General features: G+C 72.3%; 23 protein-coding genes, 1 tRNA gene and 1 other RNA gene. 11 read left to right on the plus strand and 14 right to left on the minus strand.

What is annotated here, in order from left to right:
• Positions 1-47: 47 nt before the first annotated feature.
• From ABD262_RS11575 to ABD262_RS11595, 5 genes are all read right to left on the minus strand, one after another.
• Complete coding sequence (locus ABD262_RS11575; RefSeq protein WP_344135919.1) at positions 48-1,778, minus strand: AMP-binding protein; 1,731 nt, start codon at positions 1,776-1,778, stop codon at positions 48-50.
• A gap of 12 nt (positions 1,779-1,790) precedes the next feature.
• Positions 1,791-2,990, minus strand: a complete 1,200-nt coding sequence (locus ABD262_RS11580; RefSeq protein WP_344135922.1) for a pyrophosphate--fructose-6-phosphate 1-phosphotransferase — start codon at positions 2,988-2,990, stop codon at positions 1,791-1,793.
• A gap of 135 nt (positions 2,991-3,125) precedes the next feature.
• The gene (locus tag ABD262_RS11585) at positions 3,126-3,968 is read right to left on the minus strand and encodes a hypothetical protein (RefSeq protein ID WP_344135925.1); all 843 of its coding nucleotides are present in this window, start codon (positions 3,966-3,968) and stop codon (positions 3,126-3,128) included.
• Positions 3,965-4,909 (minus strand): M15 family metallopeptidase, encoded by a 945-nt coding sequence (locus ABD262_RS11590; protein ID WP_344135928.1) that lies wholly within the window; start codon positions 4,907-4,909, stop codon positions 3,965-3,967. The genes ABD262_RS11585 and ABD262_RS11590 overlap by 4 nt, the downstream gene beginning before the upstream one ends.
• Positions 4,910-5,023: 114 nt before the next feature.
• Positions 5,024-5,878 (minus strand): LytR C-terminal domain-containing protein, encoded by an 855-nt coding sequence (locus ABD262_RS11595; RefSeq protein ID WP_344135931.1) that lies wholly within the window; start codon positions 5,876-5,878, stop codon positions 5,024-5,026.
• A 148-nt stretch (positions 5,879-6,026) separates the two neighbouring features.
• Between ABD262_RS11595 and ABD262_RS11600 the strand changes: the two genes are divergently transcribed.
• Entirely contained in the window at positions 6,027-6,548 is a 522-nt protein-coding gene (locus ABD262_RS11600; protein WP_344135934.1) for a hypothetical protein, read from the plus strand.
• Positions 6,549-6,551: 3 nt separating this feature from the next.
• Here the strand turns inward: ABD262_RS11600 and ABD262_RS11605 are convergent, their stop codons facing one another.
• Together ABD262_RS11605 and ABD262_RS11610 are read right to left on the minus strand one after the other, a co-directional pair.
• Positions 6,552-7,643, minus strand: a complete 1,092-nt coding sequence (locus ABD262_RS11605; protein WP_344135937.1) for an aspartate-semialdehyde dehydrogenase — start codon at positions 7,641-7,643, stop codon at positions 6,552-6,554.
• Positions 7,640-8,911, minus strand: a complete 1,272-nt coding sequence (locus ABD262_RS11610) for an aspartate kinase (protein ID WP_344135940.1) — start codon at positions 8,909-8,911, stop codon at positions 7,640-7,642. Before ABD262_RS11610 ends, ABD262_RS11605 begins: the two co-directional genes overlap by 4 nt.
• 154 nt (positions 8,912-9,065) lie before the next feature.
• Between ABD262_RS11610 and ABD262_RS11615 the strand changes: the two genes are divergently transcribed.
• Positions 9,066-9,980 (plus strand): ABC transporter ATP-binding protein, encoded by a 915-nt coding sequence (locus ABD262_RS11615; protein ID WP_344135943.1) that lies wholly within the window; start codon positions 9,066-9,068, stop codon positions 9,978-9,980.
• Complete coding sequence (locus tag ABD262_RS11620) at positions 9,977-11,128, plus strand: ABC transporter permease (RefSeq protein WP_344135946.1); 1,152 nt, start codon at positions 9,977-9,979, stop codon at positions 11,126-11,128. Before ABD262_RS11615 ends, ABD262_RS11620 begins: the two co-directional genes overlap by 4 nt.
• 127 nt (positions 11,129-11,255) lie before the next feature.
• Here the strand turns inward: ABD262_RS11620 and ABD262_RS11625 are convergent, their stop codons facing one another.
• The 4 genes from ABD262_RS11625 to ABD262_RS11640 are packed head-to-tail and all read right to left on the minus strand — an operon-like array spanning position 11,256 to position 15,351.
• On the minus strand, positions 11,256-11,807 hold the full coding sequence (locus ABD262_RS11625) for a DUF5063 domain-containing protein (RefSeq protein ID WP_344135949.1): 552 nt from the start codon (positions 11,805-11,807) through the stop codon (positions 11,256-11,258).
• The gene (gene recR, locus ABD262_RS11630; protein WP_056921597.1) at positions 11,800-12,399 is read right to left on the minus strand and encodes a recombination mediator RecR; all 600 of its coding nucleotides are present in this window, start codon (positions 12,397-12,399) and stop codon (positions 11,800-11,802) included. The genes ABD262_RS11625 and recR overlap by 8 nt, the downstream gene beginning before the upstream one ends.
• Before the next feature lie 10 nt (positions 12,400-12,409).
• Positions 12,410-12,982: a hypothetical protein gene (locus ABD262_RS11635; RefSeq protein WP_344135958.1), complete on the minus strand. Its 573-nt coding sequence runs from the start codon at positions 12,980-12,982 to the stop codon at positions 12,410-12,412.
• 8 nt (positions 12,983-12,990) lie between these two features.
• The gene (locus ABD262_RS11640) at positions 12,991-15,351 is read right to left on the minus strand and encodes a DNA polymerase III subunit gamma and tau (RefSeq protein ID WP_344135961.1); all 2,361 of its coding nucleotides are present in this window, start codon (positions 15,349-15,351) and stop codon (positions 12,991-12,993) included.
• 192 nt (positions 15,352-15,543) lie between these two features.
• Here ABD262_RS11640 and ABD262_RS11645 point away from each other — a divergent pair, with 192 nt between their 5' ends.
• Positions 15,544-16,188, plus strand: coding sequence for an ABC transporter ATP-binding protein (locus ABD262_RS11645; RefSeq protein ID WP_344135964.1), 645 nt, complete (start codon positions 15,544-15,546; stop codon positions 16,186-16,188).
• The gene (locus ABD262_RS11650; protein ID WP_344135967.1) at positions 16,185-17,591 is read left to right on the plus strand and encodes a hypothetical protein; all 1,407 of its coding nucleotides are present in this window, start codon (positions 16,185-16,187) and stop codon (positions 17,589-17,591) included. The genes ABD262_RS11645 and ABD262_RS11650 overlap by 4 nt, the downstream gene beginning before the upstream one ends.
• A gap of 108 nt (positions 17,592-17,699) precedes the next feature.
• Here the strand turns inward: ABD262_RS11650 and ffs are convergent.
• Positions 17,700-17,796: signal recognition particle sRNA small type (ffs, locus tag ABD262_RS11655), an RNA gene on the minus strand.
• An 88-nt stretch (positions 17,797-17,884) separates the two neighbouring features.
• On the opposite strand from ffs, the gene ABD262_RS11660 reads away from it, so the two are divergent.
• Positions 17,885-18,346 carry a DUF3817 domain-containing protein gene (locus tag ABD262_RS11660; protein ID WP_344135970.1) on the plus strand — a complete coding sequence of 154 codons (462 nt, stop codon included), beginning with the start codon at positions 17,885-17,887 and terminating at the stop codon, positions 18,344-18,346.
• 10 nt (positions 18,347-18,356) lie between these two features.
• On the opposite strand, the gene ABD262_RS11665 is transcribed toward ABD262_RS11660, so the two are convergent.
• Together ABD262_RS11665 and ABD262_RS11670 are read right to left on the minus strand one after the other, a co-directional pair.
• Complete coding sequence (locus tag ABD262_RS11665) at positions 18,357-18,620, minus strand: hypothetical protein (RefSeq protein ID WP_344135973.1); 264 nt, start codon at positions 18,618-18,620, stop codon at positions 18,357-18,359.
• On the minus strand, positions 18,617-19,111 hold the full coding sequence (locus ABD262_RS11670) for a hypothetical protein (protein WP_344135976.1): 495 nt from the start codon (positions 19,109-19,111) through the stop codon (positions 18,617-18,619). The genes ABD262_RS11665 and ABD262_RS11670 overlap by 4 nt, the downstream gene beginning before the upstream one ends.
• A 102-nt stretch (positions 19,112-19,213) precedes the next feature.
• On the opposite strand from ABD262_RS11670, the gene ABD262_RS11675 reads away from it, so the two are divergent.
• The 5 genes from ABD262_RS11675 to ABD262_RS11695 all read left to right on the plus strand — a co-directional run bounded on the left by ABD262_RS11675 (position 19,214) and on the right by ABD262_RS11695 (position 23,852).
• Positions 19,214-19,301 (plus strand) — tRNA-Ser (locus tag ABD262_RS11675).
• A gap of 96 nt (positions 19,302-19,397) precedes the next feature.
• Positions 19,398-19,952, plus strand: coding sequence for a hypothetical protein (locus ABD262_RS11680; RefSeq protein WP_344135979.1), 555 nt, complete (start codon positions 19,398-19,400; stop codon positions 19,950-19,952).
• A gap of 145 nt (positions 19,953-20,097) precedes the next feature.
• A complete protein-coding gene (locus ABD262_RS11685; RefSeq protein WP_344135982.1) occupies positions 20,098-20,916 on the plus strand; it encodes a hypothetical protein in 819 nt (272 codons plus the stop codon).
• 95 nt (positions 20,917-21,011) lie between these two features.
• On the plus strand, positions 21,012-22,919 hold the full coding sequence (locus tag ABD262_RS11690; RefSeq protein WP_344135985.1) for a propionyl-CoA synthetase: 1,908 nt from the start codon (positions 21,012-21,014) through the stop codon (positions 22,917-22,919).
• A gap of 9 nt (positions 22,920-22,928) precedes the next feature.
• Entirely contained in the window at positions 22,929-23,852 is a 924-nt protein-coding gene (locus tag ABD262_RS11695) for an AEC family transporter (RefSeq protein WP_344135988.1), read from the plus strand.
• The last annotated feature ends 66 nt before the right edge of the window (positions 23,853-23,918 follow it).

The raw sequence follows: 23,918 nt of genomic DNA on the forward strand, positions 1-23,918 counted from the left end.
CACCCACGACCCTCAGCCCGGCCCGGTCGGTCAGGCGCAGTCCGGTGTCAGCCCTTGAGCTCGGGGAACTGGTCGTCGCGGAACTCCTCGGACAGCGAGGTGCCACCCTCGAACGCGTGCCGCTCGCGGTCGCGCAGCTCCACCCGGCGGATCTTGCCCGAGATGGTCTTGGGCAGCTCGTAGAACTCGAGCCGCCGGACCCGCAGGAAGGGGGCGAGGTGCTCGCGGGCGTAGCCGAGGATCGCCCTCGCGGTCTCCGCATCGGGCTCCCAGCCCGGCGCGAGGGCGATGTACGCCTTGGGAACGGCCAGCCTGGTCGGGTCGGGGGCCGGCACCACCGCAGCCTCCGCCACGGCCGGGTGCTCGATCAGCACGCTCTCGAGCTCGAACGGCGAGACCTTGTAGTCGCTCGCCTTGAACACGTCGTCGGTCCGGCCGATGTAGGTGATGTAGCCGTCCGCGTCGCGCTGCGCGACGTCACCGGTGTGGTAGTAGCCGCCCGCCATCGCCTCGGCCTGCCGCTCGTCGTCACCGAGGTAGCCGGTCATCAGGTTGACCGGGTGCTGCGACAGGTCGAGGACGATCTCGCCCTCGTCGGCGAGCTCGCCGGTGAGCGGGTCGACCAGGGCCACCGGCACGCCCGGCATCGGGCGACCCATCGACCCGGGCCTGAGGGGCTCGCCTGCGATGTTGCCCACCTGCAGGGTGGTCTCGGTCTGCCCGTAGCCGTCGCGGATCACCAGTCCCCACGCCTTCTCCACCTGGGCGATCACCTCGGGGTTCAGCGGCTCCCCCGCAGCCAGCAGCTCGCGCAGTGCGCCCTTGCCTCCACTGAGGTCGGCCTGGATGAGCATCCGCCACACCGTCGGTGGTGCGCAGAACGTGGTCACCTCGGCCCGTCGGATCTGGTCGAGCAGGGCACTCGCGTCGAACCGCGCGTAGTTGTAGACGAAGATCGTCGCCTCCGCGATCCACGGGGCGAAGAAGCACGACCACGCGTGCTTCGCCCAGCCCGGCGAGCTGATCGCGAGGTGGACGTCACCCGGCCTGGCGCCGATCCAGTACATCGTGGACAGGTGGCCTACGGGGTACGAAACCTGAGTGTGCTCAACGAGTTTCGGTTTGCTGGTCGTGCCGGAGGTGAAGTAGACGAGCATCGGGTCGCTGGGTGCCGTGACCGCCTCGAAGGCGTGCGGCTGCGCGGCATAGGCGTCGGTGTAGGTGTGCCATCCGTCCACCTCGCCGACGCTCACCCGCAGGTAGTCACCCGGCACCTCCTCGAACTTGGGCGCGTCCACGGCGTTGGCCACGACGACCCTGGCGCCGCCGCGGTCGACCCGGTCGCGCAGGTCGGTCGGCCCGAGCGCGGCGGTCGTCGGCATGATGACGGCGCCGAGCTTGAAGACGGCGAGCATCGCCTCCCACAGCTCCAGCTGGTTGCCGAGCATGAGGAGCACCCGGTCACCCTTGGCCACCCCCAGCCCGGAGAGCCAGACGGCGACCTGGTCGGATCGGGTCGCGATCTCGTCGAAGCTCTGCTTTCGCTCGCTGCCGTCCTCCTCGACGATCCAGAGGGCGGTCGCGTCGTTGCCGCGGGCGATCGCGTCGAACCAGTCGACCGCCCAGTTGAACCGCTCCCCCACGTCGGGCCAACGGAACTCGGCGACGGCGCGGTCGTGCTGTCCGCTCAGCGCGACGAGCGTGTCACGCGCCTCCCGGTATGCCGCGGTGGCCGGTCCGGTGGCGCGGCGGGCGGGGCTGGGCCAGGTGGGTGCCATGCCCCGACCCTGCTACGCCTGGCCGAGGTCGGCAAGCAGGTCGGTGAACCAGCCCGTCGTCACGTCGAACGCCTTGCCACCCTTGATGCGGTCGAACTCGACGGCTCGCAGCGCGTCGCCCTGCTCCTCGTCGTGGCCCACGACACCGGACTCGCCCCGCAGGGCCGCGTCCACGGCATACGTCGTGCAGTCGCGGATCAGCGCGAGGTCCGCGTCGTTCGCGGCGGCCGAGCGGGAGAAGTAGCCGCTCTTCTGCACCAGCACCTTGTCGGCGCCGAGCAGGTCGGCGAACTGCTTCGCGAACCACGCGCCCGGGTTGACCTTGTCGAGCTGCACGTGGCCGAACGGGTCGCGGGGAACGTCCTGCCCCGCAGCCTCCATGGCGGCCACGATCTCGGCCACGCCGGCCCCCTCGGAGACGAAGAGGTTCACGCCGTCGAACCGGTCCATCAGGGTGCGCAGCCGCTTCGCCTCGCTGTCGATGTCGAGCGGCCGCTCCGGCACGAAGACACCGTGGACGTCCCAGCGCTCTGCCGAGTTCTCGAGCCACCCACTGAACTCGGTGGCCTGCGCCCACTCGTGGTGGGCCAGGGCGGTGGCTGCCGTCAGCCACCCGCAGTTGCGACCCATCACCTCGTGGACGATGAGCATGCGCGGGTTGGCGGAGTGCTCGGCGATGATGTTGCGGGCGAAGACCGCGCCCTGCTCGGCGGCCGTCCACGCCCCGAGCGACTGGCGGATCGGGATGACGTCGTTGTCGATCGTCTTGGGCAGCCCGACCACCGTCAGCTCGTAGCCGTTCGAGTGCAGGTATGCCGCGAGGTCGGCTGCCGTGCCGTTGGTGTCGTCGCCACCGATGGTGTGCAGGACGTCGACCCCGTCACGGGTCAGCTGCTCGGCCGCGACGTGCAGGGGGTCCTGCCCCTCCTGGACCAGCCCGCGCTTCACACAGTCCTTGACGTTGGTGAGCTTGACCCGGCTGTTGCCGATCGGGCTGCCACCGAACCGGTGCAGCAGGTGCGCCTTGGCGCGCACCTCGTCGCTGACCTCCACCGAGTCGCCGGTGAGCAGGCCGGCATACCCGTTGCGGTAGGCGATGATCCGCACCTCGGGGGCGACCTCGGAGTAGCGCTCGATCAGGCCCCCCACGGAGGAGGAGAGGCACGGGGCGAGCCCACCGGCGGTGAGCATGGCGACGGTCTTCACGGTCATGCGACGACCGCCTGAGGACCCGAGCGACGAAGGAGCGAGGCGCGGAAGGCCGAGGAGCCTGGCCAGTCGAATACGGTCATGTCCCCACTCTGCCGTGTCGGGGGTGGCGCTGCCAGCATGGTCTCAGGAGTGGGCTCAGCCGATCGACATGACGGCGCCCGCGCGCTCCCACCGGAGCACCGCCAGGAGCGACGACGTCGGGAGCGAGACGCAGCCCGCGGTCCCGCCGCCGGTGTCCACGTGGAAGAAGATGGCCGAGCCCTTGCCCGGCGTCCGCGACTCGTTGTAGCCGATCACCTGCGCGTAGTTGTACGCCGGGGTGTTGAGGAGGTCCTCCGCGGAGTCCCACCGGCCGGCGGCCGGCTTGCGCTGGTGGGTGTTGTAGAGGCTCGACTGGCTGTCGTCGACCCAGACGTCGTTGCCGTCCACCCGGAACCACCCCTGCACCAGTCCCGGGTTGGCCCTCGCCCCGAACCCGCCGCGCAACGGATAGGTCCCGGCGGGCGTCTTGAGGTCGCCCTCGCGCTTTGACCAGCTCACCCCGTTGCGTCCCACGTGACCGTAGAACGGGCCGAGGTCGCGCAGGTAACCGCTCGAGGTGCGGCGGCAGGCTCGGACGGTCGCGCTGGACCCGGACGAGGTGACGAGCACGACCTGCGCAGCCCTGATGCCCGAAGGCACCCGACAGGTCGCGGCCCGGGGCCTGGACGTGGGCTTCGACGTGGGCCTGGAGGTGGGCTTCGAGGTGGGCTTCGACGTGGGCCGTGAGGTCGGCTTGGGCGTCGGTCTCGGGGTGGTCGTGCGGGTGGTGGTGCGGGGCGCCGGCTCGGTGGTCGTGGACGCGGTGGTCGTCGTGGTCGTCGACGTCAGCGTGGTGGCCGACGTCGAGGTGGGGGCCGCCTGGGGGTCCCCGGCGCAGCCGGCCACCAGGGCGACCGCGACGACGCCGAGCGCGCCGAGCAGCGGACCGCGGCTCATCGGTCGAAGTGCTGGTAGTCGGGGTGGTTCCAGAGCCCGCCCCAGCGCAGGCCCTGACTGGTGAACGCCCGCACGGCCGCGCTGCCGCTGGAGGAGAACACCCCCGGAGCGGGGCCGCGCCGGTGCAGCCAGTAGCGGTCGGGGTACACCGTGCCGTCGTCGGCCACATAGGGGTTCTCGAAGTCGTTGACGTCGATGGCCGTGCCGTAGGCGTGCTTGCTGTAGACCTTGCTCGCCTCCGCGCCGCCGACGTAGCGGCAGTTGAACGCGGAGGTGTTGTCGGCTTCCATCGCGGCGTAGTCGTTGGCCCCGGGACCCTTGGGGTTCTTGCCCCAGGTCGAGTCCATCGGCTTCATCTGGCGGATCCGGAACTGCAGCGAGTAGAGCCGGGCGAAGGCTGCGGCGGCCTCGTCGGCGATGGACGCGTTGACCACGAGCGAGCCTCGCGAGCGCTTGCCGTCGAAGCCCCAGAAGTTGACGCGGACGTAGCGAAGCTGGGAGCGGCCGACCGGGCAGCCCTCGGTCCACGAGACGCCGACCATGCGGTTCCAGACCGAGTCCGGCACCCGGGTGACGGAGGCGTTGGCACCGGAGCCGACGGCCGGCTCGTTCTTCGGGAACCGCACGGACGGCTCTGCCCCGGCCCGCGCGACCGGGGCCAGCGCGGTGACCACCGTGGGCCTCGGCGGGCGCACCGAGGTGGGGCGCGACGGCGCGACCTTCGCGGTCGTCGACGCCGGGCTCGTGCGGCTGGTCCTCGTGGCCGCCGGAGCGGTCGTGGTGGCCGAGGTCGTCGTGGCGGTCGTGGTGCCCGTGCGGCTGGGCGTGGCCTCGGCCACGGACGTGGGGGCGGCGGAGGCCCCCGGGTCGCCCCCGCACGCCGCGAGGGCGAGGCACACGAGGGACAGCAGGGGCACGGCATACACAGGGCGAGGCGTCATCGGGCACCCACTGTGCCCTGTTCGTCCCCCTCGAATCCAGTCCGCGCCGGCCCGGCTCTCAGGTGCTGGTCACCCGCCGGGGCGCTCGCCCCCGCGGCTGGTCCGGCTGCGGGGTCACTTGCAGGGGCGGGCGACCGTGGGGGTCGGCTGCTTCGGTCGGGGCGGCAGCGGCGGGACCTCACTGGCCGGGGTCAGCGCGGTCCAGGCATTGCCGATGACGAGGTCGAGGGTGGCGTCGAGGCGGCCGTCCTTGACCAGCTGCGCCCCCGGGACGTGGCCCTTGAGCAGCGCGGCTGCGAGGTCGCCCTGCTCGCCGTAGCGGATCACGGCGGTGCCGAGCTGCATGGTGCGCAAGGGGTCGTTGGTGACCTCCTTGACCTTGAAGCCGCGGCCGGCGACCTCGTCGGCGACGGTCTTGGCCAACCCGGTCTTGAAGGTCGTGTTGTAGACGTTGACCTTGACCTCGCTCGGGATCGGCTTGAGGCGCGGCGGGATCGCGACCATGTCCCTGTAGGCGAGCCCCACGACGACGTCGACCGAGGTGCCCTTGCGGCTGTCCGCGAACAGCTTCGCGCCGGGGATCTGGGACGCGGTGAGGAGGGCCTGGTCGAGCCCGTCCGGGCCGTGGTGCACGACGGCCGACTGGGTGACGTACCAGGACTCCGGGGCGTTGCTGATGCCGCCGACGGTGAACTTCCGCTTGGCCAGGCCCGACGCGACCTGCCCGGCGACCCCGTTGCGACCGGTCGCGTTCATGACGTTGACGGTGAACGAGGCCCTGGCCGGGGCCGGCACGACCACCGGGCTGCAGGCCGGCTTGGGCGGCGGTGGGGACATCCACCCGGCGGAGTAGGCGGCGGTGATGCTCGCCGTGCCCAGGAGCACGCCGGGGATGGTCACGAACAGCATCACCTGGCGCATCCGGTGCTTGCGCCACAGCTGTCTCGGTGTGAGGTCCTCGTCCTTCATCGTCGCCCCCTGGCTCGTGCTCCTGTCGAGTCGCAATCGTCACACCAGTCACATCAGTCACAGGTCAAGCGACACGCTGACGACACATTTCGTCACCGAGCCGTGATCGGCAGGGTTGCGCGCCGGCCGTGCGCGAGGATGTCGCCCCATGACCTCCTCCGTCCGCACGAGCTCCGGCGCGCGGTCCAGCCGTGGCCCGCGGCACCGCCGGGTCGTCGGCGCTGCCGCGGCCGTCCTGCTGGCCGTCCCGTTGGCCGCCGTCACCGGGTGCGGGGGGCCGGACGGCCTCGAGGGCACGGTCGTCGCGGTCGACGACACGGGCAGGGGCGACCGGTCGCTCGGCGGCGGCTGGGTCGCCGTGCTCGACGCCGACGGGCTGGTGGACTTCCTGTCGGGATCCGGCATCGACCCGCCGAGCGCCGACGACCTGCCCTACGTCGCCGGGCGGGTGCTGCGGGACGACGTCACGCGCGCCGGAGGGTCGCTCGCGACCGTCGACGAGGACGGGGCGTTCGCGCTCACCGCGACCGGACGGCATACCGTCTGCCGGCTCGTCGAGGCGCCCCAGGTGGACCTGCTCAAGGGCTGCGCCGTGGTCGACCTCCCCGCGAGGGGCAGGCTCCAGCTCTCGGTGGGCGCGGCCGGCCTGCGGGCCACCCTCGACGACTGAGGCTCAGCTGACGACGGCCAGATCCTTCGCGACCAGCTCGGCGACCTGCACCATGTTGAGCGCGCCGCCCTTGCGCAGGTTGTCGCCGCAGATGAAGAAGTCGAGCGTGTTCGGGAAGTCCAGCGCCTGCCGGAGCCGCCCGGCGAACCGCGGGTCGGAGCCCACGATGTCGGAGGGCGTCGGGAACTCCAGGTTCCCGGGGTCGTCGAGGACGACGACGGCCGGGGCCTCCACGAGGGCCTGACGCGCTTCGGCGACGTCGATCCGTCGGGCGAACGTCGCGTGGACCGCCACCGAGTGGGTGGTGATGACGGGCACGCGCACACAGGTCGCGGAGACGCGCAGGTCGGGCAGCCCCAGCACCTTGCGGGTCTCGTTGCGGATCTTGAGCTCCTCGGAGGTCCAGCCGTCCTCGGCCGCCGTGCCGATCCAGGGCACGACGTTGAGGGCGAGCGGTGCGGGGAACGGCGACAGCGTGCCGAGCTCGTGCTCGATGAGCCGCCGCACGTCGCCGGACTGGTGCCCCAGCTCGCGGTGGCCGGCCACCACCTCCAGCTCGTCGTAGAGGCGGGCCATGCCGACGCGACCAGCCCCGGACGCGGCCTGGTAGGAGGCCACGACCAGCTCGGTCAGCTCCCACCCGGCGTGCAGCACCCCGAGGGCGTCGATCATCGTCAGGGTCGTCGCGCCCGGGTTGGCGATGATGCCCTTGGGCCGGTTGCGGATCTGCAGCGGGTTGACCTCGGGCACGACCAGCGGGATGTCGGGGTCACCCCGCAGCGCCGAGCTGTTGTCGATGACGACCGCGCCGCGCGCGGCGGCGATCGGCGCCCAGTGCGCGGCCACGGGCGGGGGGACGTCGACCAGCGCGATGTCCACCCCGTCGAAGAACTCGGGCGACAGCTCCTGCACCACGACCTCACGGCCGCAGACGGTGAGCACCGTGCCGGCGTCCTCGGGAGCGGCAGCAGCGCGGATCTCCCCCCAGATGTCGGCTCGCATCGCGAGCACCTGCCGGGTCACCGCCCCCACGGCTCCGGTGGCACCGACCAGGGCCAGGGTCGGGCGCGGGGCCTTCGAGGCGAGTGAGGTCACCGGCCGGTGCCTCCGTAGACCACGGCCTCGCCTTCCGAGGAGTCCAGCCCGAACGCCGAGTGCACGGCCCGCACCGCGTCGTCGAGCACGTCGGCCCGCGTGACCACCGAGATCCGGATCTCCGAGGTGGAGATCATCTCGATGTTGACGCCGGTGTCGGCCAGCGCCTTGAAGAAGGTCGCCGAGACGCCGGGGTGGGAGCGCATCCCGGCGCCGACCAGCGACAGCTTGCCGATCTGGTCGTCGTACTGGATGGAGGCGAAGCCCACCGACTCCTGGACCTTCTTCAGGGCGTGCACCCCGGTCTGGCCGTCGGTCTTGGGACAGGTGAACGAGATGTCGGTCAGGCCGGTCTCGGTCGCCGACACGTTCTGCACGATCATGTCGATGTTGATCTCGGCGTCGGCGCAGGTCTGGAAGATCGCGGCGGCCTTGCCCGGGTGGTCCGGGACGCCGACGACGGTGATCTTGGCTTCGCTGCGGTCGTGTGCGACACCGGCGATGATCGGGGCTTCCACGGTGTCTCCTTCAGCTGGTTTGTCCGTGACGAGGGTGCCCTCCTTCGCTGAGAAGGAGCTGCGGACGTGGATCGGGATGTCGAAGCGGCGCGCGTACTCGACGCTGCGCAGGTGCAGGACCTTGGAGCCGGACGCGGCCAGCTCGAGCATCTCCTCGTTGGAGATGCGGTGGAGCTTCTTGGCGGACGGGACGATCCGCGGGTCGGCGGTGAAGACCCCGTCGACGTCGGTGTAGATCTCGCACACCTCGGCGTTGAGCGCCGCGGCGAGCGCGACCGCAGTGGTGTCGGTGCCGCCACGACCGAGCGTGGTGATCTCCTTGGTGTCCTGGCTGACGCCCTGGAACCCGGCCACGATGACGATGTGGCCCTTGTCGAGCGCGTCGGTCACGCGACCCGGGGTGACGTCGATGATGCGCGCCTTGCCGTGGCTCGAGTCGGTGATCACGCCAGCCTGGCTGCCCGTGAAGGATCGGACGGTGTAGCCGAGGTCGGCGATCGCCATGGCCACCAACGCCATCGAGATCCGCTCACCGGCGGTGAGGAGCATGTCCATCTCGCGCGGTGGGGGCTGGGGGCTCACCTCGTTGGCGAGGTCGAGCAGCTCGTCGGTGCTGTCACCCATGGCCGAGACCGCCACGCAGACGTCGTTGCCGGCCTTCTTCGCCTCGACGATCCGCCGGGCGACGCGCTTGATGCTCGCGGCGTCGGCGAGCGAGGAGCCGCCGTACTTCTGGACGACGATGGGCACGGTGCTTCTCCTGGGACCACGGCGGGCTGGGGGGCGGGACGGGGCGGTCAGTCTATCCGCGGTCCTCATCGTGGGACGCGGGTGTCGTATGCCGGACGGGCGGGTGAGTACGAAAGCGGAGTTCCGCGGCACCGTGCGCCGCTAGCCTTCGCGCATGAGCATCCAGGTGCAGGGGGTGCGGCGGGCGTTCGGGGACGTGCTCGCCGTGGAGGACATCAGCCTGACGGCTGAACCGGGCGAGGTCACCGCCCTCATCGGTCCCAACGGTTCCGGCAAGACGACGTTGCTCCTGATGCTGGCGACGCTGCTGGTGCCCGACCAGGGGCAGATCAGGGTCGACGGGCTCGATCCGGTCACCCAGCCGACCGAGGTCCGGGCGAAGATCGGCTGGATGCCCGACGGCTTCGGCACCTGGGACGCGCTCACGGTGCGCGAGGTGCTGCTGACGATCGCCGCGGCATACCGGATCGCGCCCGACCGGGCCCGCGCCCGTGCCGACGAGCTGCTGCACACCGTGCACCTCGAGGACCTCGCCGACCGTCGCGCCCGCGTCCTGTCGCGGGGTCAGAAGCAGCGGCTGGGACTGGCCCGCGCGCTCATCAACGACCCCACCGTCCTGCTGCTCGACGAGCCGGCCTCCGGGCTCGACCCCCGCAGCCGGATCGAGCTGCGCGACGTGCTCCGTGGGCTGGCCGCGCAGGGCAAGACGGTGCTGGTGTCGAGCCACATCCTCACCGAGCTGCAGGAGGTGGCCGACCGCGCCGTCATCGTGGCGCGCGGCCGCAGCCTCGAGACCCAGAGCCTCGACGCCGGGTTCATCGCCACCGCCACGGCCTCGTGGCGGATCGACTCGCTCGACCCCGAACGGCTGGCCGGCTGGCTCGAGGAGAGACACGTCCCAGCGACCAGGGTCGGTGGTGGCCTCACCGAGGTCGAGGTCGCCGGTGAGGAGAACGCCGCCCGGTTGCTGGCCGACCTGGTCGGCGACGGCATCCGCGTGATCGCGTTCGCGCCGAGCCAGGGTGCTCTCGAGTCCGCCTACCTCGCAGCGACGGAGGACCGGCGATGAGCTGGCACGGGATCAAGACCATCGCGGCCCTCGAGCTGCGCCAGCGCCTGCGCACCTCGAGGTGGCCGATAGTCTTCGGCATCTGGGTGCTGCTCATCGCGGGCATCAGCGGCCTGTCCTACTGGGCCACCAACGACCCCGACCTCAGGTCGGGCTCCGCGATGTACGACATCGTCGTCTTCTTCGTGCTCGGGCTGTCGATGCTCATCGTCCCCTCGCTCACGGCGACCTCGGTGAACGGCGACCGCGAGCACGGCGTGCTCGCCACCCTGCAGACGACCCTGCTGACGCAGTGGGACATCGCGCTGGGCAAGCTGCTCTCCGCCTGGGTGGTCGCGCTGGCCTTCCTCGCGACCGCCCTGCCGTTCCTGGCGTGGGCGTGGTTCGAGGGCGGGATCTCCGCCGGCCGGATCGTGCTGTCGTTGCTGGTGCTCGTGCTGGTGCTGGCCGTGGTCTGCGCCATCGGCCTGATGTTCTCGACGCTCACCGCACGGACGGTCTCGTCGGCGGTGCTGACCTACCTGGCGATGGGCGCGCTGGTCTTCGGCACGACCATCGGGTTCGGGCTCAGCGCGTTCCTGGTGACGCAGGAGGAGCAGCAGCAGGTCTACGGCATCCCGGACACCTGGTGGGAGCAGCACCAGCCACCGGCGTACGACCCGGCCGACCCCTCGCTCACCCCGCAACAGCTCGAGGAGATCCAGAAGAGCCAGCTGCAGCCGACCCGGGCCGACTGCATCACCTTCACCCGGAAGGCGAGTGTCGCCCACACCGAGCGGATCTGGTGGATGCTGCCGCTCAACCCGTTCGTCGTGGTCGCCGACGCGGCACCGTCGACTCCCCGCAAGGACAACGGCATCTACTCCAGCGGGTTCACCCCGATGCGGTGGATCAGCGCCGGCGCCCGAGCAGCGCGCAACGGCCCGAGCGACGTGCACGACGAGTGCGCCGGCTACCTCGTCAACGAGTCACCCCAGGGCAATGACGCGAGCGCCGACGACCCGCTCCAGAAGGCGCTCGACACCGCTCCGGTCTGGCCCTACGGGCTGGCCTTCCTGCTGGTGCTCGGCGCGGGCGCGACCGCGCTGGCCGGCAGCCGGTTGCGGACCCCGATCCGGCGGCTGCCCAACGGCACCCGCATCGCCTGACCGCGCTCGTCCTACCTGGACGACACGCCTCGGCGCACGCCAGGACACTGATCGCCCTGGGCGAGCAGGGTCCTGGCTCCAGTGCGCGGTCCCGAATGGGGACGCGTCGGGACGGGTCGGGCCGACCTCAGGGGTGGAGCGCGTCGAACTCAGCCTCGGAGATGGTCTCCTCGTCGGCGTCGAGCCGGATGTGGCCGATCAGCGACTGGAGCACCCGGAGGGCGGAGGCCGCCCGCTCGCCCCAGTCGGACAGGTAGCTGAACTGCCACCACCACAGGGCCTCGGAGATGCGGCCCTGGTCGTAGTGCCGCAGGCCGTGCGCGAGGGCGCCCGCGACGACGGTGATGTCGTTGGACAGCGAGCCGGTGGTGAGCTCGGTCGAGGTGACCGGGTCGACCAGGTCGGCGTACTCGTCGAGACCCTCGAAGAGGTTGGCCACCCCCGTGCGCAGCGGGTCGAGCTCGGCCTCCACGGTGTCGGTCTCGAACCGCTCGGCCGGGACGATGTCCTCGATGGCGCCGAGCCGAGCGCCCATGACCAGCACCTGGGACAGCGCCAGCAAGGTCATCGGGATCGCGGCGTCGGGGGCCGAACCGGACGCGACCTCGGTCAGCGTCGTGAGGTAGGCGCGGGCGTCGGCAGCCGACTCGTCGGCCAGCACCTGCAGGTCGTCAGACATCGAGAAGCCTCCTGCCTTCGAAAGCACGACCGAGGGTGACCTCGTCGGCATACTCCAGGTCGCCACCCACGGGGAGCCCCGAGGCGAGCCGCGTGACCCGCAGGCCCATCGGGCGCAGGAACCGCGCGAGGTAGCTCGCGGTCGCCTCGCCCTCGAGGTTGGGGTCGGTGGCGATGATGACCTCGGTGACCTCGGCCGACGCGAGCCGGGTCATCAGCTCCTTGATGCGCAGGTCGTCGGGGCCGACGCCGTCGATCGGGCTGATCGCGCCGCCGAGCACGTGGTAGCGACCGCGGAACTCACGCGTGCGCTCGATGGCCACCACGTCCTTGGGCTCCTCGACGACGCAGATCGCCGTGCCGTCGCGCCGCGGGTCGGCGCAGATGCGGCACTGCTCGGACTCCGCGACGTTGCCGCAGGTCTCGCAGAACCGCACCTTGGCCTTGACCTCGGTCAGCACCTCGACCAGGCGCTTGACGTCGATCGCGTCGGCCTGCAGCAGGTGGAAGGCGATCCGCTGAGCACTCTTGGGGCCCACGCCGGGCAGCCGGCCGAGCTCGTCGATCAGGTCCTGGACCACGCCTTCGTACACGTCAGTGAGCCTATGCCCTCTGGGTGTCAGTGCCGACGACGCCGCCCCGGACGCGTTCGCGCAGCCCCGCGGCCAGGCCCATCACGGTGAGCTGGTCGAACAACCCACCCACGTGCTCCGCGACCCGCCGGTGCCGCACCGGCGCCAGCCGCAGCCGAAGGTGCAGCCGGGTGCGGTCGCCCTCGGCGGGCGACAGCAGGAGGCACCAGGTGAGGTCGGTGCTCCCCCGTGTGGACCCGTAGAGCAGGTGGCGGCTCGGCTCGAGCCCGACCACCGTGAAGGTGGCCTTCGCCCCACCCCAGTCGGGCACGACGTCGCCGACCGCGAGCGACTGGTGTCGCGGCTCGATCCGGCGTAGCCCGCGGCGCGAGGGCGGGACGAGCCGCTCGAGCGCTGCGGGGAGGTACCAGCCGGCGCGGCGCTTGCCCAGCTGCACGACCCACGGCCAGACCACGTGCGGCGGCGCGTCGAGAGTGAACGCGCGGTCCATGACGACGTCGGCCGGGGCGACCACCTCGTCACCGGGCACCGGGGCGGAGCGCTCGACCGGGGTCGGGCGGGTGAGCAGCTCGGCGAGCTCCATAGCGACGCTCAGGGTCCTTCGTCGATGACCTTGCCGCCGAGCAGCCGCTCGATCACCGGACGGCCCACCTCACCGAGCTCGGCGATGTCCTCGTCGTCGGCGCTGGCCGCACTGTCGTCGGCGACATAGGTCTCAGGGGTGCGGGCCGGCTCCTCCGCCGCGACCGCAGCCTTCGCCGCGGCCAGCCTCGAGCCGGTGCCCGGCTCAGGAGCCGCGGGGGGCGCGGGCTCGGACGGCGCCCCCTGACCACCCGACGGAGCCGCCACACTGCCCGGGGCGTCGTCGCTGGCCCAGCTCGGACCGCTCGACGGACCCGAGGACGCGGTCGCCCAACCGCCACCGGTCTCCGGGGGCGGGCTCGAGGCCGCGATGCCTGCGTATGCCGCGGGGCCGCCTGGGCCGCCCGACGCGCCACCCGCGCCGCCCGACGCGCCTTCGGTGGCGGCGCGGGGGCCGAACGGCGCCGGGTTGTCACCCTTCACCGCCGGGTCGTCGGACGGGTAGCGGTTGGCCGGGGCGACGGTCGGGTGGGACTCCCCACTGGGGACGGACTGGCCGGCGTCGGGGGTCGGGATGCCCTCGACCCGGGCATCGACCCCGAGGACGTCGATGAGGGCCTGGCGCACGAGGTCGGCGTGTGGGCCGTGGCGGAAGGTGTTGGCGATGCCGATGGTCGAGATGCCGAGCACCACCTTGGAGCCGTCGTAGTCGTGGACGGTGGCGTGCTCGGAGAGCAGGGTCCAGGTCGTGCGCTTGTGCTTGAAGATCCAGCCGAGGATGTCGGGCCAGGCGCGGCGGATGGCCGCGACGTCCATGCCGCCGGTGACGGCCGTCGGCGCGGCACCCGCAGGTGCCGACGCGGTCTCGTCGACCGGCGCACCCTGCTCGGCGGGGGCTTCGGCCCTCGGCTCGGAAGGCGCTGGTGCGGGCGGCTCGGCGACCGACTGGGGTGCTGTGGGCGCAGCGGCAGCGGGGGCAGGGGCAGCCGCCGTGCGCTCGTCGTCCGCCGGCCCGGGGGAAGCGTCCGAGCCGCGCGCGGGCGAAACCTCCTGCGCAGCGGGCGCCGCGACCGGGGTGGGAGCGGCGGCCACCGGAACCGGCGCCGCGACTGGAGCAGCAGCCACCGGGGCGGGCGTCGTGACGGGAGCTTGGGCGGGCGCGGGAGCCGCTGCCGGCGGGGCCGAGGCGCGCGCCGTCGACGGCACGCCCTCGACGTCGAGGCGACGCTCGAGGCGGTCGAGCCGGGCGGCATACCCGCTCTCGCCGGAGGCGGCCGGGAGCAGGACGCGCGCGCAGATCAGCTCGAGCTGGAGCCGCGGCGCGGTGGCGCCGGTCATCTCGGTGAGCCCGGCGTTGACGATGTCGGCGGCCCGCGACAGGGCGCCGCCACCGAAGGCCGCGGACTGCTGGCGCATCCGCTCGAGCTGGTCTTCCGGCACCCCGCGGAGCACCGACGAGGCACCGTCGGGCACGGCCGCCACGACGATGAGGTCACGCAGCCGCTCGAGCAGGTCCTCGACGAACCGCCGCGGGTCGAGCCCGGTCTCGATCACCCGGTCGACCTGGTGGAAGACGCCCGAGGCATCGGCAGCGGCGAACGCGTCGATGATCGCGTCGAGCAGCTCGGCATCGGTGAAACCGAGCAGCGCCGCGGCCCCCTCGTAGGTGAGCCCCTCGTCGCCCGAGCCTGCGATCAGCTGGTCGAGCACCGAGAGCGAGTCACGCACCGACCCGCCACCGGCACGGGTCACGAAGGACAGCACGCCGGGAGCGACGGCGACGCCCTCCTGCTGGCAGAGCGAGGCCATGTAGTCGGACAGCTGGCCCGGGGGGACGAGGCGGAACGGGTAGTGGTGGGTGCGCGAGCGGATCGTGCCGATGACCTTCTCGGGCTCGGTCGTCGCGAACACGAACTTGACGTGCTCCGGCGGCTCCTCGACGATCTTGAGCAGGGCGTTGAAGCCCTGCGGCGTGACCATGTGGGCCTCGTCGATGATGTAGATCTTGTAGCGGCTCTGGGCCGGACCGTAGGACGCGCGCTCGCGCAGGTCGCGGGCGTCGTCGACACCGCCGTGGCTGGCCGCGTCGATCTCGATGACGTCGACGCTGCCGGCGCCGCCGCGGGCCAGGGCGACGCAGGAGTCGCAGACGCCGCACGGGGTCGGCGTCGGGCCCTGCTCGCAGTTGAGGCAACGGGCCAGGATGCGGGCACTGGTCGTCTTGCCGCAGCCGCGCGGGCCGGAGAACAGGTAGGCGTGGTTGACCCGGCCCGTGCGCAGGGCCTGCATGAGCGGCTCGGTGACGTGCTCCTGGCCGATCACGTCGGCGAAGGACTCGGGCCGGTAGCGGCGGTACAGGGCGGTGCTCACCTCGGGAACCCTAGTCGCCCCCGCGGACATCCGCGTCCCCCTCCCGAGGGGGTCGGTGGCGGGCGGCCGGGAGGTGCGGGTCAGGGCTCCGGCGGGCGCGCGATCGGCGCGGTGGCAGACTGGCGCGGACGAGGGAGACAGATGTTCGCACGCCGCAGACCTGACACCACCGAGCCGCCCCTGGACGGGTCCGTGGACGCTCCACCCATCCGGCTCGAGGCCTCCGGCGTCGGCAAGCACATCGACGGCAACGTGCTCCTGTCCCCCATCGACCTCGCGGTCGGCTCGGGCGAGTGCGTCGTGGTCCGGGGGGAGAACGGCAGCGGCAAGACGACCCTCCTGCGCATCCTCGCCGGCACCCTCGAGGCGTCCGAGGGCGCCGCGACGCTCGACGGCGGCCCTCTCGACGAGCGCGACCAGACCACCCGCGCCCGGGTCGCCGCCCTGATCGGCTACCCCACGGCATACCGCGACCTCACGGTGGTCGACCACCTCGTCCTGATCGACTCCACGTGGGGTGGCGCGATCGGCACCGCCGACCAGCGGGCCGACGACCTGCTCGTCAGCCTCGAGATCGACCACCTCTCCGAGCGCTTCCCGCACGAGCTGTCGTCGGGTCAGCAGCACCTCTTCCACCTCGCGCTGGTGTTGTTCCGCCCGTCCCGCGTGCTGCTCCTCGACGAGCCCGAGCAGCGTCTCGACACCCACAAGCGGGGCCTGCTCACCGAGATCCTGCTGGCCCGCAAGGCCGCTGGTGGCGCGCTCGTGGTGGCCTGCCACGACCCCCAGATGACCGCCGCGATCGCCGACCGCGTCATCGACGTGGTCGCCCCGTGACCGCGGAGCCCGCGCACGAGGTCGGCCCCACCCACGACCGCGAGCGCCTCGAGCAGGCGCGCCAGGTCATCCGCGGTGGGTTGCCCGAGCACGGCAACGGCAACGTCGTGTATGCCGCTTACGTTGCCGTGATCGCCTCCCTCACCTACGGGGTGCCGGCCTCGCGGGCGTTCTTCGAGTTCGTCGACCCGGCCTGGCTCTCCCGCCACCTCACCGGCGTCCAGGGCGTGCTCGTCGTCGGTGGCGTCGTCGCCGCCGTGTGGCTGGTCGCCTACCGGCTCGGCTCACTCCGGGGGCCGGTCGTGCCGGACCTGCCCTACCTCGACCACGTCGCCGTCAGCTCGCTCGACCGCGCCGTCGTGCTGCGGCGCTGGTGGCGGCTGAGCCTGCTCGGCTGCCTCATCGGCGGGCTGCTCGCCGGCGCGGTGATCGGCACAGGCATGGTCGTCGCCGACGTGTCGTCGGCGTGGGCGCTCCTCCCGGCCAGCGTCGGGGGGCTGGGAGTCGGGCTCGGCTTCGCGGCGTCGTGGCTGTGGGGGCAGGTGCGGTCGTGGCCGACCGGGCCCCGCGGTGCCTCGACCCTGCTCCGGGGCACGCGGTCCTTGCGGGCGCTGCACCACGTCGGGATGCGCACCCAGTCGTCGCGGGCCGTGACGATGGGTGGTGCGGTGCTGGCCGCCGACCTGCGGGCGGCCCGGCTCGACGTCGCCTCCCCGTCCACCCGGCTGCGCCGCCGCCGGCTCCGGGCCGGCGGACCGGTCGCCGTGCTGGCCCGCCGCGACCTGCTGGGGCTGCGGCGCTCGCCCGGTGCGCTGGTCGTCGGCGTGGTGCTGGTCGGCGCCGGCTGCTGGTCCCTCGCCCACGCGACGATCCCGGGGGTGCCCAACATCGTCGCGTTCGTGGGCACCCTGTCGTGCTACCTGGGCTACGGCACCTGGGCGGAGGGGATGCGGCTGCAGGGCGACAACGCCGGCACCCCGCCGCTGATCGGGCTGGCCTACGGCAGGGAGGCGCTGGCACACCTGGTGACGCCCTCGGCGCTCTACGCGGTGGTCGCGCTCCTGACCGGCACCGGCGTGCTCGTCACGGCGCCGGGTGCCGGGCTCGCGGCCGTGCTGTGGCCGGCGGCCATGGTGGCCCTGGTGGCGGGGGCCCACCTGATGGCAGCGTTCCGCGGGCTGCCTCCGGTCAGCCTGTTCTCCCCCGGGTCGGCCGTGGTGTCGGTCGCCTTCTGGTACTCCCGACCGCTGCTGCTCACCATCGTCGGCGGCGTCGCCGCGACCGCACTGCTCACGAGGTCGAGCGCCGTCAACGCCCTCATGGTCCTCGTGCTGGCGTCGTATGCCGCGGTCGCGTTCGGGCGGCGCCGGGTCAGGCTGCTGGACGAGGGTCACCGCACCTGACGGGTGGGCGGCGGAGCACTGGGCAGGTGGCCGGTCTCCCGTGCCAGCCACGCGGCATACCCCGGGTTTCGGGCTGCTGGCCGGTTGGCCGAGTCGGCTACCCGGACACAAAGGGACACCCCGCGTACCTGGAAGAGCTCTCCTACCCTTGCTGCATTCCTGCCCTGGGGGAGTTCGGAGAGGTACCACCACACGGGGTGTCTGGAGCCAGTGTAGACGGGCCCCGGGCGAGGCAGCGAATCCCCGTCCTGCGACCATGGGCGCACCGTCCGACCACCGCCTGGAGCACCCCGATGTCGCCGTTGCACCTCTTCCGCCGTCTCGCCTTCGCCGAGGCGGTCACGTGGGCCCTGCTCCTGGTCGGGATGTTCCTCAAGTACGTCACCGCGACGACCGAGCTGGGCGTCCAGGTGTTCGGGATGGTGCACGGCGTGGTGTTCGTCGCCTACTGCCTGGCCACGGTCTTCGTCGCCGTGAACCAACGGTGGGGGCTCGGCACCACGACGCTGGCCCTGGCCAGCGCGGTGCCGCCGTTCATGACCGTGTGGTTCGACCGCCGCGCCGAGCGGCGTGGCCTGCTCGACGGCCCGTGGCGGCTGGCGCCCGGCGGCGAACGGCCGGCCGGGCCGCTGGAGCGCGCGCAGGCGTGCATGCTCGCTCGACCGGTCGCTGCCGCGGGGGCTGCGGTGCTCGCGGTCGGCGCCCTGACCGTGCTGGCGCTGCTGGTCGGCCCGCCCGCGCCGTCACCGAGCTGACCCCCGCCGCTCAGGGCAGCGGCACCCAGACCCCGCCGACGGCCTGGGAGATCTCGCTGCCCAGCACGGAGAGCGCGATGCCGAGCACGACAGCGAGCAGCAGGCCCATCCACCCACGCGTCCGCTGACCGGGAACTCCCTCGAGCTCGGCCGAGGCGGCCGACCCGTCCTCGGGTCCGTCCCCTTCCAGTGCGCTTCCGTCGACGTGCGGCTCCGGGCGTGGTCGCAGCAGCTCGGCGACGGCATACGCCACGACGCCGAGGCCCCACGTCACGCCCGTGACCCAGAACCAGAACCACCTCGTCCCGCGGGTGGGCACGGGACCGAAGACCACGGCGAGCAGGGCGAGTGCCCCCGTGAGCAGCCCCCAGACGTCCGCGAGTCGTTCGCGTCGAGGACCCGCGCGGCCCCCACCGACGCGTCGGTCCAGTAGACGACGGTGGGGGGCGGGCCGTAGCTGACACCGTCGGGGCGGACGAACGTGCCGTCCTCGTTCGTCGCGGGAAGGTCGACCATGTCGGGCGACCCGTCGGGAGGCCAGACGCGGTCGTGGCGCACGTTGGTCGCCACCCGGAAGGCGACCACCGTCCCGGAGGCGAGGTCGTCGTGGAAGGTCGTGGCCGGCACGATGCGCAGCTGCGACTGGTAGGTCGACGCCGCCCACAGGGCCCAGCCGCCGAGCAGCAGGCCCGTGAGCACGACCCGCACCACCTGCGTGCGCCGCACCCTGGGGTCCACCCCGGCCTGCACTGCCACCCCCGACATGACCGTCATCGTGGCACGCGGCGGAGGCTGCGCAGGCGGATTCCACCGGGTCACTCGGGAGCGATTTCAGTGGTGGGGTTCGGCTCAGGTAGCCTCCTCGGCGGAGGATTCGCATAGTGGCCTAGTGCGCACGCTTGGAAAGCGTGTTGAGTGAAAGCTCTCAGGGGTTCGAATCCCCTATCCTCCGCCACAGACCCAGGTCCCGTGCTCGGGTGCCTGACCGGCCGACACGCACGACGTGCTCGGCCCGTCAGGAAACCGGCGTCGTCCGGAGGAGCCGCACCGCATGGCCCGACAGATCAACTGGCGCGGTGTCCTCAGCCCCGACGGCCCGGGCGACGGGCGCCCGGACGACACAGCCTGGCAGCCGGGCTCACCGTTGGTCCCGCCCCGGTCGATCGTCGACGCCGTGCGCCTGATGCAGTTCGGTGCGGTGCTCGAGGTGCTCGAGGTGGTGCGCGGCTTCCTCACGCGCGGTCAGCTGCGTGACGCCATCAGGAACGAGGTGGCAGCAGGCAAGCTGCCCGCCACCGCTGCCGACATCGAGGGCGTGCTCCGGTTCACCCTCACGCTGACGACCGTGGTCGCCCTCGTCAGCTGTGTCATCTGGCTCGCCATGGCGCGCGCGACCGAGCGCGGTTCGCGCTGGGCCCGGATCCTCGCGAGCGTGCTGTTCCCCGTGTCACTCGGCCTCTTCGCGGGCGGGTTGCTGCCCACCGCAGGGCTGTTCGCGCGCACCCTGGCCCTCGGCCTCCTCCTCGTGGGCGGGTGGGCGCTGGTGCGGCTGTGGCACCGCGACTCCAGCGCCTACATCCGCTACCAGAGCACACCCGAGGACTGACCCGCCGGCGCCGGGTAGGCCGCGGGCTCCGGCGCCGCGGCTCCGCGGACCACGACCATCCACGTGGCTAAGTCACCCGCATGGGGGTGTCAGGGCCGGTTTGACCTGCACATACTCAGAAGTCCCACAGCAAGGGACGGACCGCATGAGTCAGGCGCACGAGCCGGGCACCGGGGGTGGCCGACCATCTCGGACGGACGTCATGCTGCGCTGGGCCACGGCGGTCCCTCCACCACGTCGTCCCTCCGGCCGCCGTCGGCGCCGCGCCAAGCGCGCCGCCCTCGCGGTGCTCCTCCTCACCGTGCTGGCCGCGGCCTCGGTCGCGACCCGGGTGCTGCTCGACCGCGCGCCGCACCCGGACCGAGCCACCCTGTCGCCTGCCCCTGCCTCGAAGGCCACCGCCACCCGTGGTGACCCGGGGCGCACCGACCCGGGCATCCACGTGCAGGTGTCGCCCCGCAAGGACGGCACCCTCGACGTGGTCGAGCAGATCCGCTTCCTGGGGGCGGCCACCGGACTGCAGGTCGCCCTGCCCGCGACGAAGGGCGTGGTGGCCGGCGCCCTGCCGCCCGCCACCCGCATCACCGAGCTGCAGGTGACGGCCGACGGCCACCGGCTCCCTCGGCAGTCGGAGTCCCTCGCCACCGGCGGACGCGTCCTGCTCCCCAACGCGCCCCTCTCCGTGGAGCTGCGCTACCGGCTCGTGGGCGCTGCCACCAGGAGCACGCCGTCGACCCGCGGGCGGGCACTCGTGCTCCTGCCACCCATCGCCGACGACGAACGACTGAGCAGGCTGCCGGTCGTCGTCGTGGTCGAGGGCAAGGGCGTCCGCGGCCTGGTCTGCCCGGGGCTCGCCCCACACGACCAGCTGTGCGGCCGCAGCGAGTCCGCCGGCTGGCGCACCGTCTTCCTGTCGCCCCGCGGCACCGCCGTCCTCGCCCAGCTCGACCTGACGGGCTACTGATCCACGCGCTCCTTCCGGAGCCGGGTCACCGGTTCCCGGAGCCGAGTCAGCACCGCGCTCTGGCGGGTCGCGGCGTGGTGGCCCACGATGGCGACATGGGCAACGGTGACTACCGCGCGGCATACCGGCAGAGCCTCGAGGACCCGGATGCGTTCTGGGGCCGCGCCGCCGAGGCGATCGACTGGATCACGCCCCCGCCACGGGTGCTCGACGACGACCGGCCGCCGTTCTACCGCTGGTTCACCGGCGGCACGCTCAACACCTGCTTCAACGCCCTCGACCGGCACGTGGCCGCGGGGCGCGGCGACCAGCCGGCGGTGCACTACGACTCGCCCGTGACCGACACCCACCAGACCATCACGTATGCCGCGTTGCTGGACCGCGTGGCGACGTTCGCCGGGGCACTCGCGTCGCTGGGGGTCGACAAGGGCGACCGGGTCGTCATCTACATGCCGATGGTGCCCGAGGCCGTCGTCGCGATGCTCGCCTGCGCCCGGTTGGGTGCGGTCCACTCCGTCGTCTTCGGGGGCTTCGCGCCGGCCGAGCTGGCCGCGCGCATCGAGGACGCCAAGCCCGTGGTGATCGTGGCCGCGAGCTGTGGCGTCGAGCCGACGCGCGTGGTCCAGTACAAGCCCCTGCTCGACGCGGCCCTCGACCGCAGCTCGCACAAGCCGGAGTCGGTGATCGTCCTGCAGCGTGAGCAGGCCCGGGCAGCCGTCGGCGAGCGCGACACCGACTGGGAGGAGCTCGACTGGGACGAGCTCGTCTCTGACGCCGAGCCCGCCGACTGCGTGGAGGTCGCGGCCACCGACCCGCTCTACATCCTGTACACCTCGGGGACCACCGGACGGCCCAAGGGGATCGTCCGCGACAACGGCGGTCACGCGGTCGCGCTGCGCTGGTCGATGGGCAACATCTACGGCATCGAGCCGGGCGACACCTGGTTCACCGCCAGCGACGTCGGCTGGGTGGTCGGGCACTCCTACATCGTGTACGCCCCTCTCCTGACTGGCGCGACCACCGTTCTGTACGAAGGGAAGCCGGTCGGCACCCCTGACGCGAGCGCCTTCTGGAAGGTGATCGCCGACCACGGCGTCAAGGCGATGTTCACCGCGCCCACGGCATACCGGGCCATCAAGCGCGACGACCCCGGTGGCGAGCTGATGAAGGGCCACGACCTGTCCACGCTCACGACGGTGTTCCTCGCCGGGGAGCGGCTCGACCCCGACACCTACGAGTGGGCGACCGAGCGGCTCGGGGTGCCGGTGGTCGACAACTGGTGGCAGACGGAGACCGGCTGGCCGATCGCTGCGAACCTGCGAGGGCTCGAGCCGATGCCGATCAAGGCGGGCTCCCCGACCGTGCCGGTGCCCGGCTACGACGTGCGCATCCTCGGGGACGGTGGCCGGGAGCTGGCCGCAGGCGAAGAGGGCGCCATCTGCATCCGGCTCCCGCTTCCTCCCGGCACCCTGCCGACGCTCTGGGGCGACGACGACCGCTACGTGGCCGGCTACCTCTCGGCGTTCGACGGTTACTACCTCACCGGCGACGGCGGCCTGGTGGACGAGGACGGCTACCTCTACGTGATGGGGCGGACCGACGACGTCCTCAACGTCGCGGGCCACCGGCTCTCGACCGGCTCGATCGAGGCGGCGCTGGCCGGTCACCCGGCGGTGGCCGAGTGCGCCGTCATCGGCGTCCACGACGAGCTCAAGGGTCAGGTGCCGCGAGCCCTGGTGGTGCTCAAGGCCGGCGTCGACGGTGCGGCTGACGGCGAGCGCATCCGCACGGAGCTGATGCAGCGGGTGCGCGACGAGGTCGGCCCGATCGCGTCGCTGCAGCGGGTGGACGTCGTCGCGGCGCTGCCGAAGACGCGGTCGGGCAAGATCCTGCGCAAGACGATGCGCGAGATGGCCGACGGCAGGACACCCACCGTCCCCGGGACCATCGAGGACGCCTCGGTCCTTGAGACCCTCGGGCCCGTGCTGTCCTCGCCCACCTAGCCTGACGGGGTGCAGGGAGTCCTCAACGGTTTCACCACCATCGGCCTGGTCATCGCCGTGGGCGCCCTGCTGGCCCACCTCCGTATCGTCGACCTGGGCGCGCAGCAGGTCCTGTCGCGACTCGCGTTCTTCGTCGCGAGCCCGGCCCTGATGGTGGTCACGCTGTCGAGGGCCGACGTGCACCAGGTGCTTTCCGCGAACCTGGGCGCGTCCGCTGCTGGCGTCGTCGTGGCCGGAGGCGTCTACGTCGTGCTGGCCCGCACCCTGTGGCACCGCTCGTTGGGCGACACCACGATCGGCGCCCTCTCGTCGTCCTACGTCAACGCCGGCAACCTCGGGATCCCGGTCGCCAGCTACGTCCTGGGCGATGCCGCCTTCGTCGCCCCGACGCTCCTGTTCCAGCTGCTGGTGTTCCAGCCCCTCGCGCTGGGCTTCCTCGACGCGGACGCGCGCGGCGGCCGCTCCTCCTGGTGGCAGCTGCTTTCCAAGCCGTTCACGAACCCCCTGACCGTCGGCTCGCTCATCGGGCTCGGGCTGTCGCTCACCGGGTGGACGCTGCCCACCACGGTCGCCGCACCGCTCGGCCTGCTCGGCAACATGGCCGTGCCGTCCATGCTGGTCGCCTACGGCATCGCGCTGCGCCTCGGTCCGGGGCTGGGGCGCGCGGGCTCGGTGCCGGAGCTGGTCACCACGTCGTCCCTCAAGCTGTTCGTGCAACCCCTGGTCGCGTGGTTCGTGGCCAGCGTGGTGCTCGGCGTCGATGGCCACGCGCTGCTGGCGATCGTCGTCACCTCGGCGCTGCCGACGGCCCAGAACATCTTCGTGCACGCCACCCGCTACGACCGGGCGACCGTCCTGGCCCGCGACACCATCCTCATCACGACGATCGGCGCCGTCCCCGTCATCCTGCTGGTGGCCGTCCTCCTCGGCTGAGCCGCCGGACCTTGGTATGCATGCGGGGTCGGGCATGCGGGGTCGGGCATGCCGCGGGGTCGGCGG

The organism is Pedococcus bigeumensis (assembly GCF_039531795.1).
Lineage (GTDB): Bacteria > Actinomycetota > Actinomycetes > Actinomycetales > Dermatophilaceae > Pedococcus > Pedococcus bigeumensis.

Excerpts from the sequence above, each read along its gene's own strand:
- ABD262_RS11690 (WP_344135985.1), top strand. The coding sequence starts at position 21,012 with ATGGGCAACGGTGACTACCGCGCGGCATACCGGCAGAGCCTCGAGGAC.
- ABD262_RS11590 (WP_344135928.1), bottom strand. The coding sequence starts at position 4,909 with ATGACGCCTCGCCCTGTGTATGCCGTGCCCCTGCTGTCCCTCGTGTGC.
- ABD262_RS11580 (WP_344135922.1), bottom strand. The coding sequence starts at position 2,990 with ATGACCGTGAAGACCGTCGCCATGCTCACCGCCGGTGGGCTCGCCCCG.
- ABD262_RS11575 (WP_344135919.1), bottom strand. The coding sequence starts at position 1,778 with ATGGCACCCACCTGGCCCAGCCCCGCCCGCCGCGCCACCGGACCGGCC.
- ABD262_RS11595 (WP_344135931.1), bottom strand. The coding sequence starts at position 5,878 with ATGAAGGACGAGGACCTCACACCGAGACAGCTGTGGCGCAAGCACCGG.
- ABD262_RS11685 (WP_344135982.1), top strand. The coding sequence starts at position 20,098 with ATGAGTCAGGCGCACGAGCCGGGCACCGGGGGTGGCCGACCATCTCGG.
- ABD262_RS11660 (WP_344135970.1), top strand. The coding sequence starts at position 17,885 with ATGTCGCCGTTGCACCTCTTCCGCCGTCTCGCCTTCGCCGAGGCGGTC.
- ABD262_RS11585 (WP_344135925.1), bottom strand. The coding sequence starts at position 3,968 with ATGAGCCGCGGTCCGCTGCTCGGCGCGCTCGGCGTCGTCGCGGTCGCC.
- ABD262_RS11625 (WP_344135949.1), bottom strand. The coding sequence starts at position 11,807 with ATGTCTGACGACCTGCAGGTGCTGGCCGACGAGTCGGCTGCCGACGCC.
- ABD262_RS11615 (WP_344135943.1), top strand. The coding sequence starts at position 9,066 with ATGAGCATCCAGGTGCAGGGGGTGCGGCGGGCGTTCGGGGACGTGCTC.
- ABD262_RS11635 (WP_344135958.1), bottom strand. The coding sequence starts at position 12,982 with ATGGAGCTCGCCGAGCTGCTCACCCGCCCGACCCCGGTCGAGCGCTCC.
- ABD262_RS11680 (WP_344135979.1), top strand. The coding sequence starts at position 19,398 with ATGGCCCGACAGATCAACTGGCGCGGTGTCCTCAGCCCCGACGGCCCG.
- ABD262_RS11620 (WP_344135946.1), top strand. The coding sequence starts at position 9,977 with ATGAGCTGGCACGGGATCAAGACCATCGCGGCCCTCGAGCTGCGCCAG.
- ABD262_RS11670 (WP_344135976.1), bottom strand. The coding sequence starts at position 19,111 with ATGTCGGGGGTGGCAGTGCAGGCCGGGGTGGACCCCAGGGTGCGGCGC.
- ABD262_RS11600 (WP_344135934.1), top strand. The coding sequence starts at position 6,027 with ATGACCTCCTCCGTCCGCACGAGCTCCGGCGCGCGGTCCAGCCGTGGC.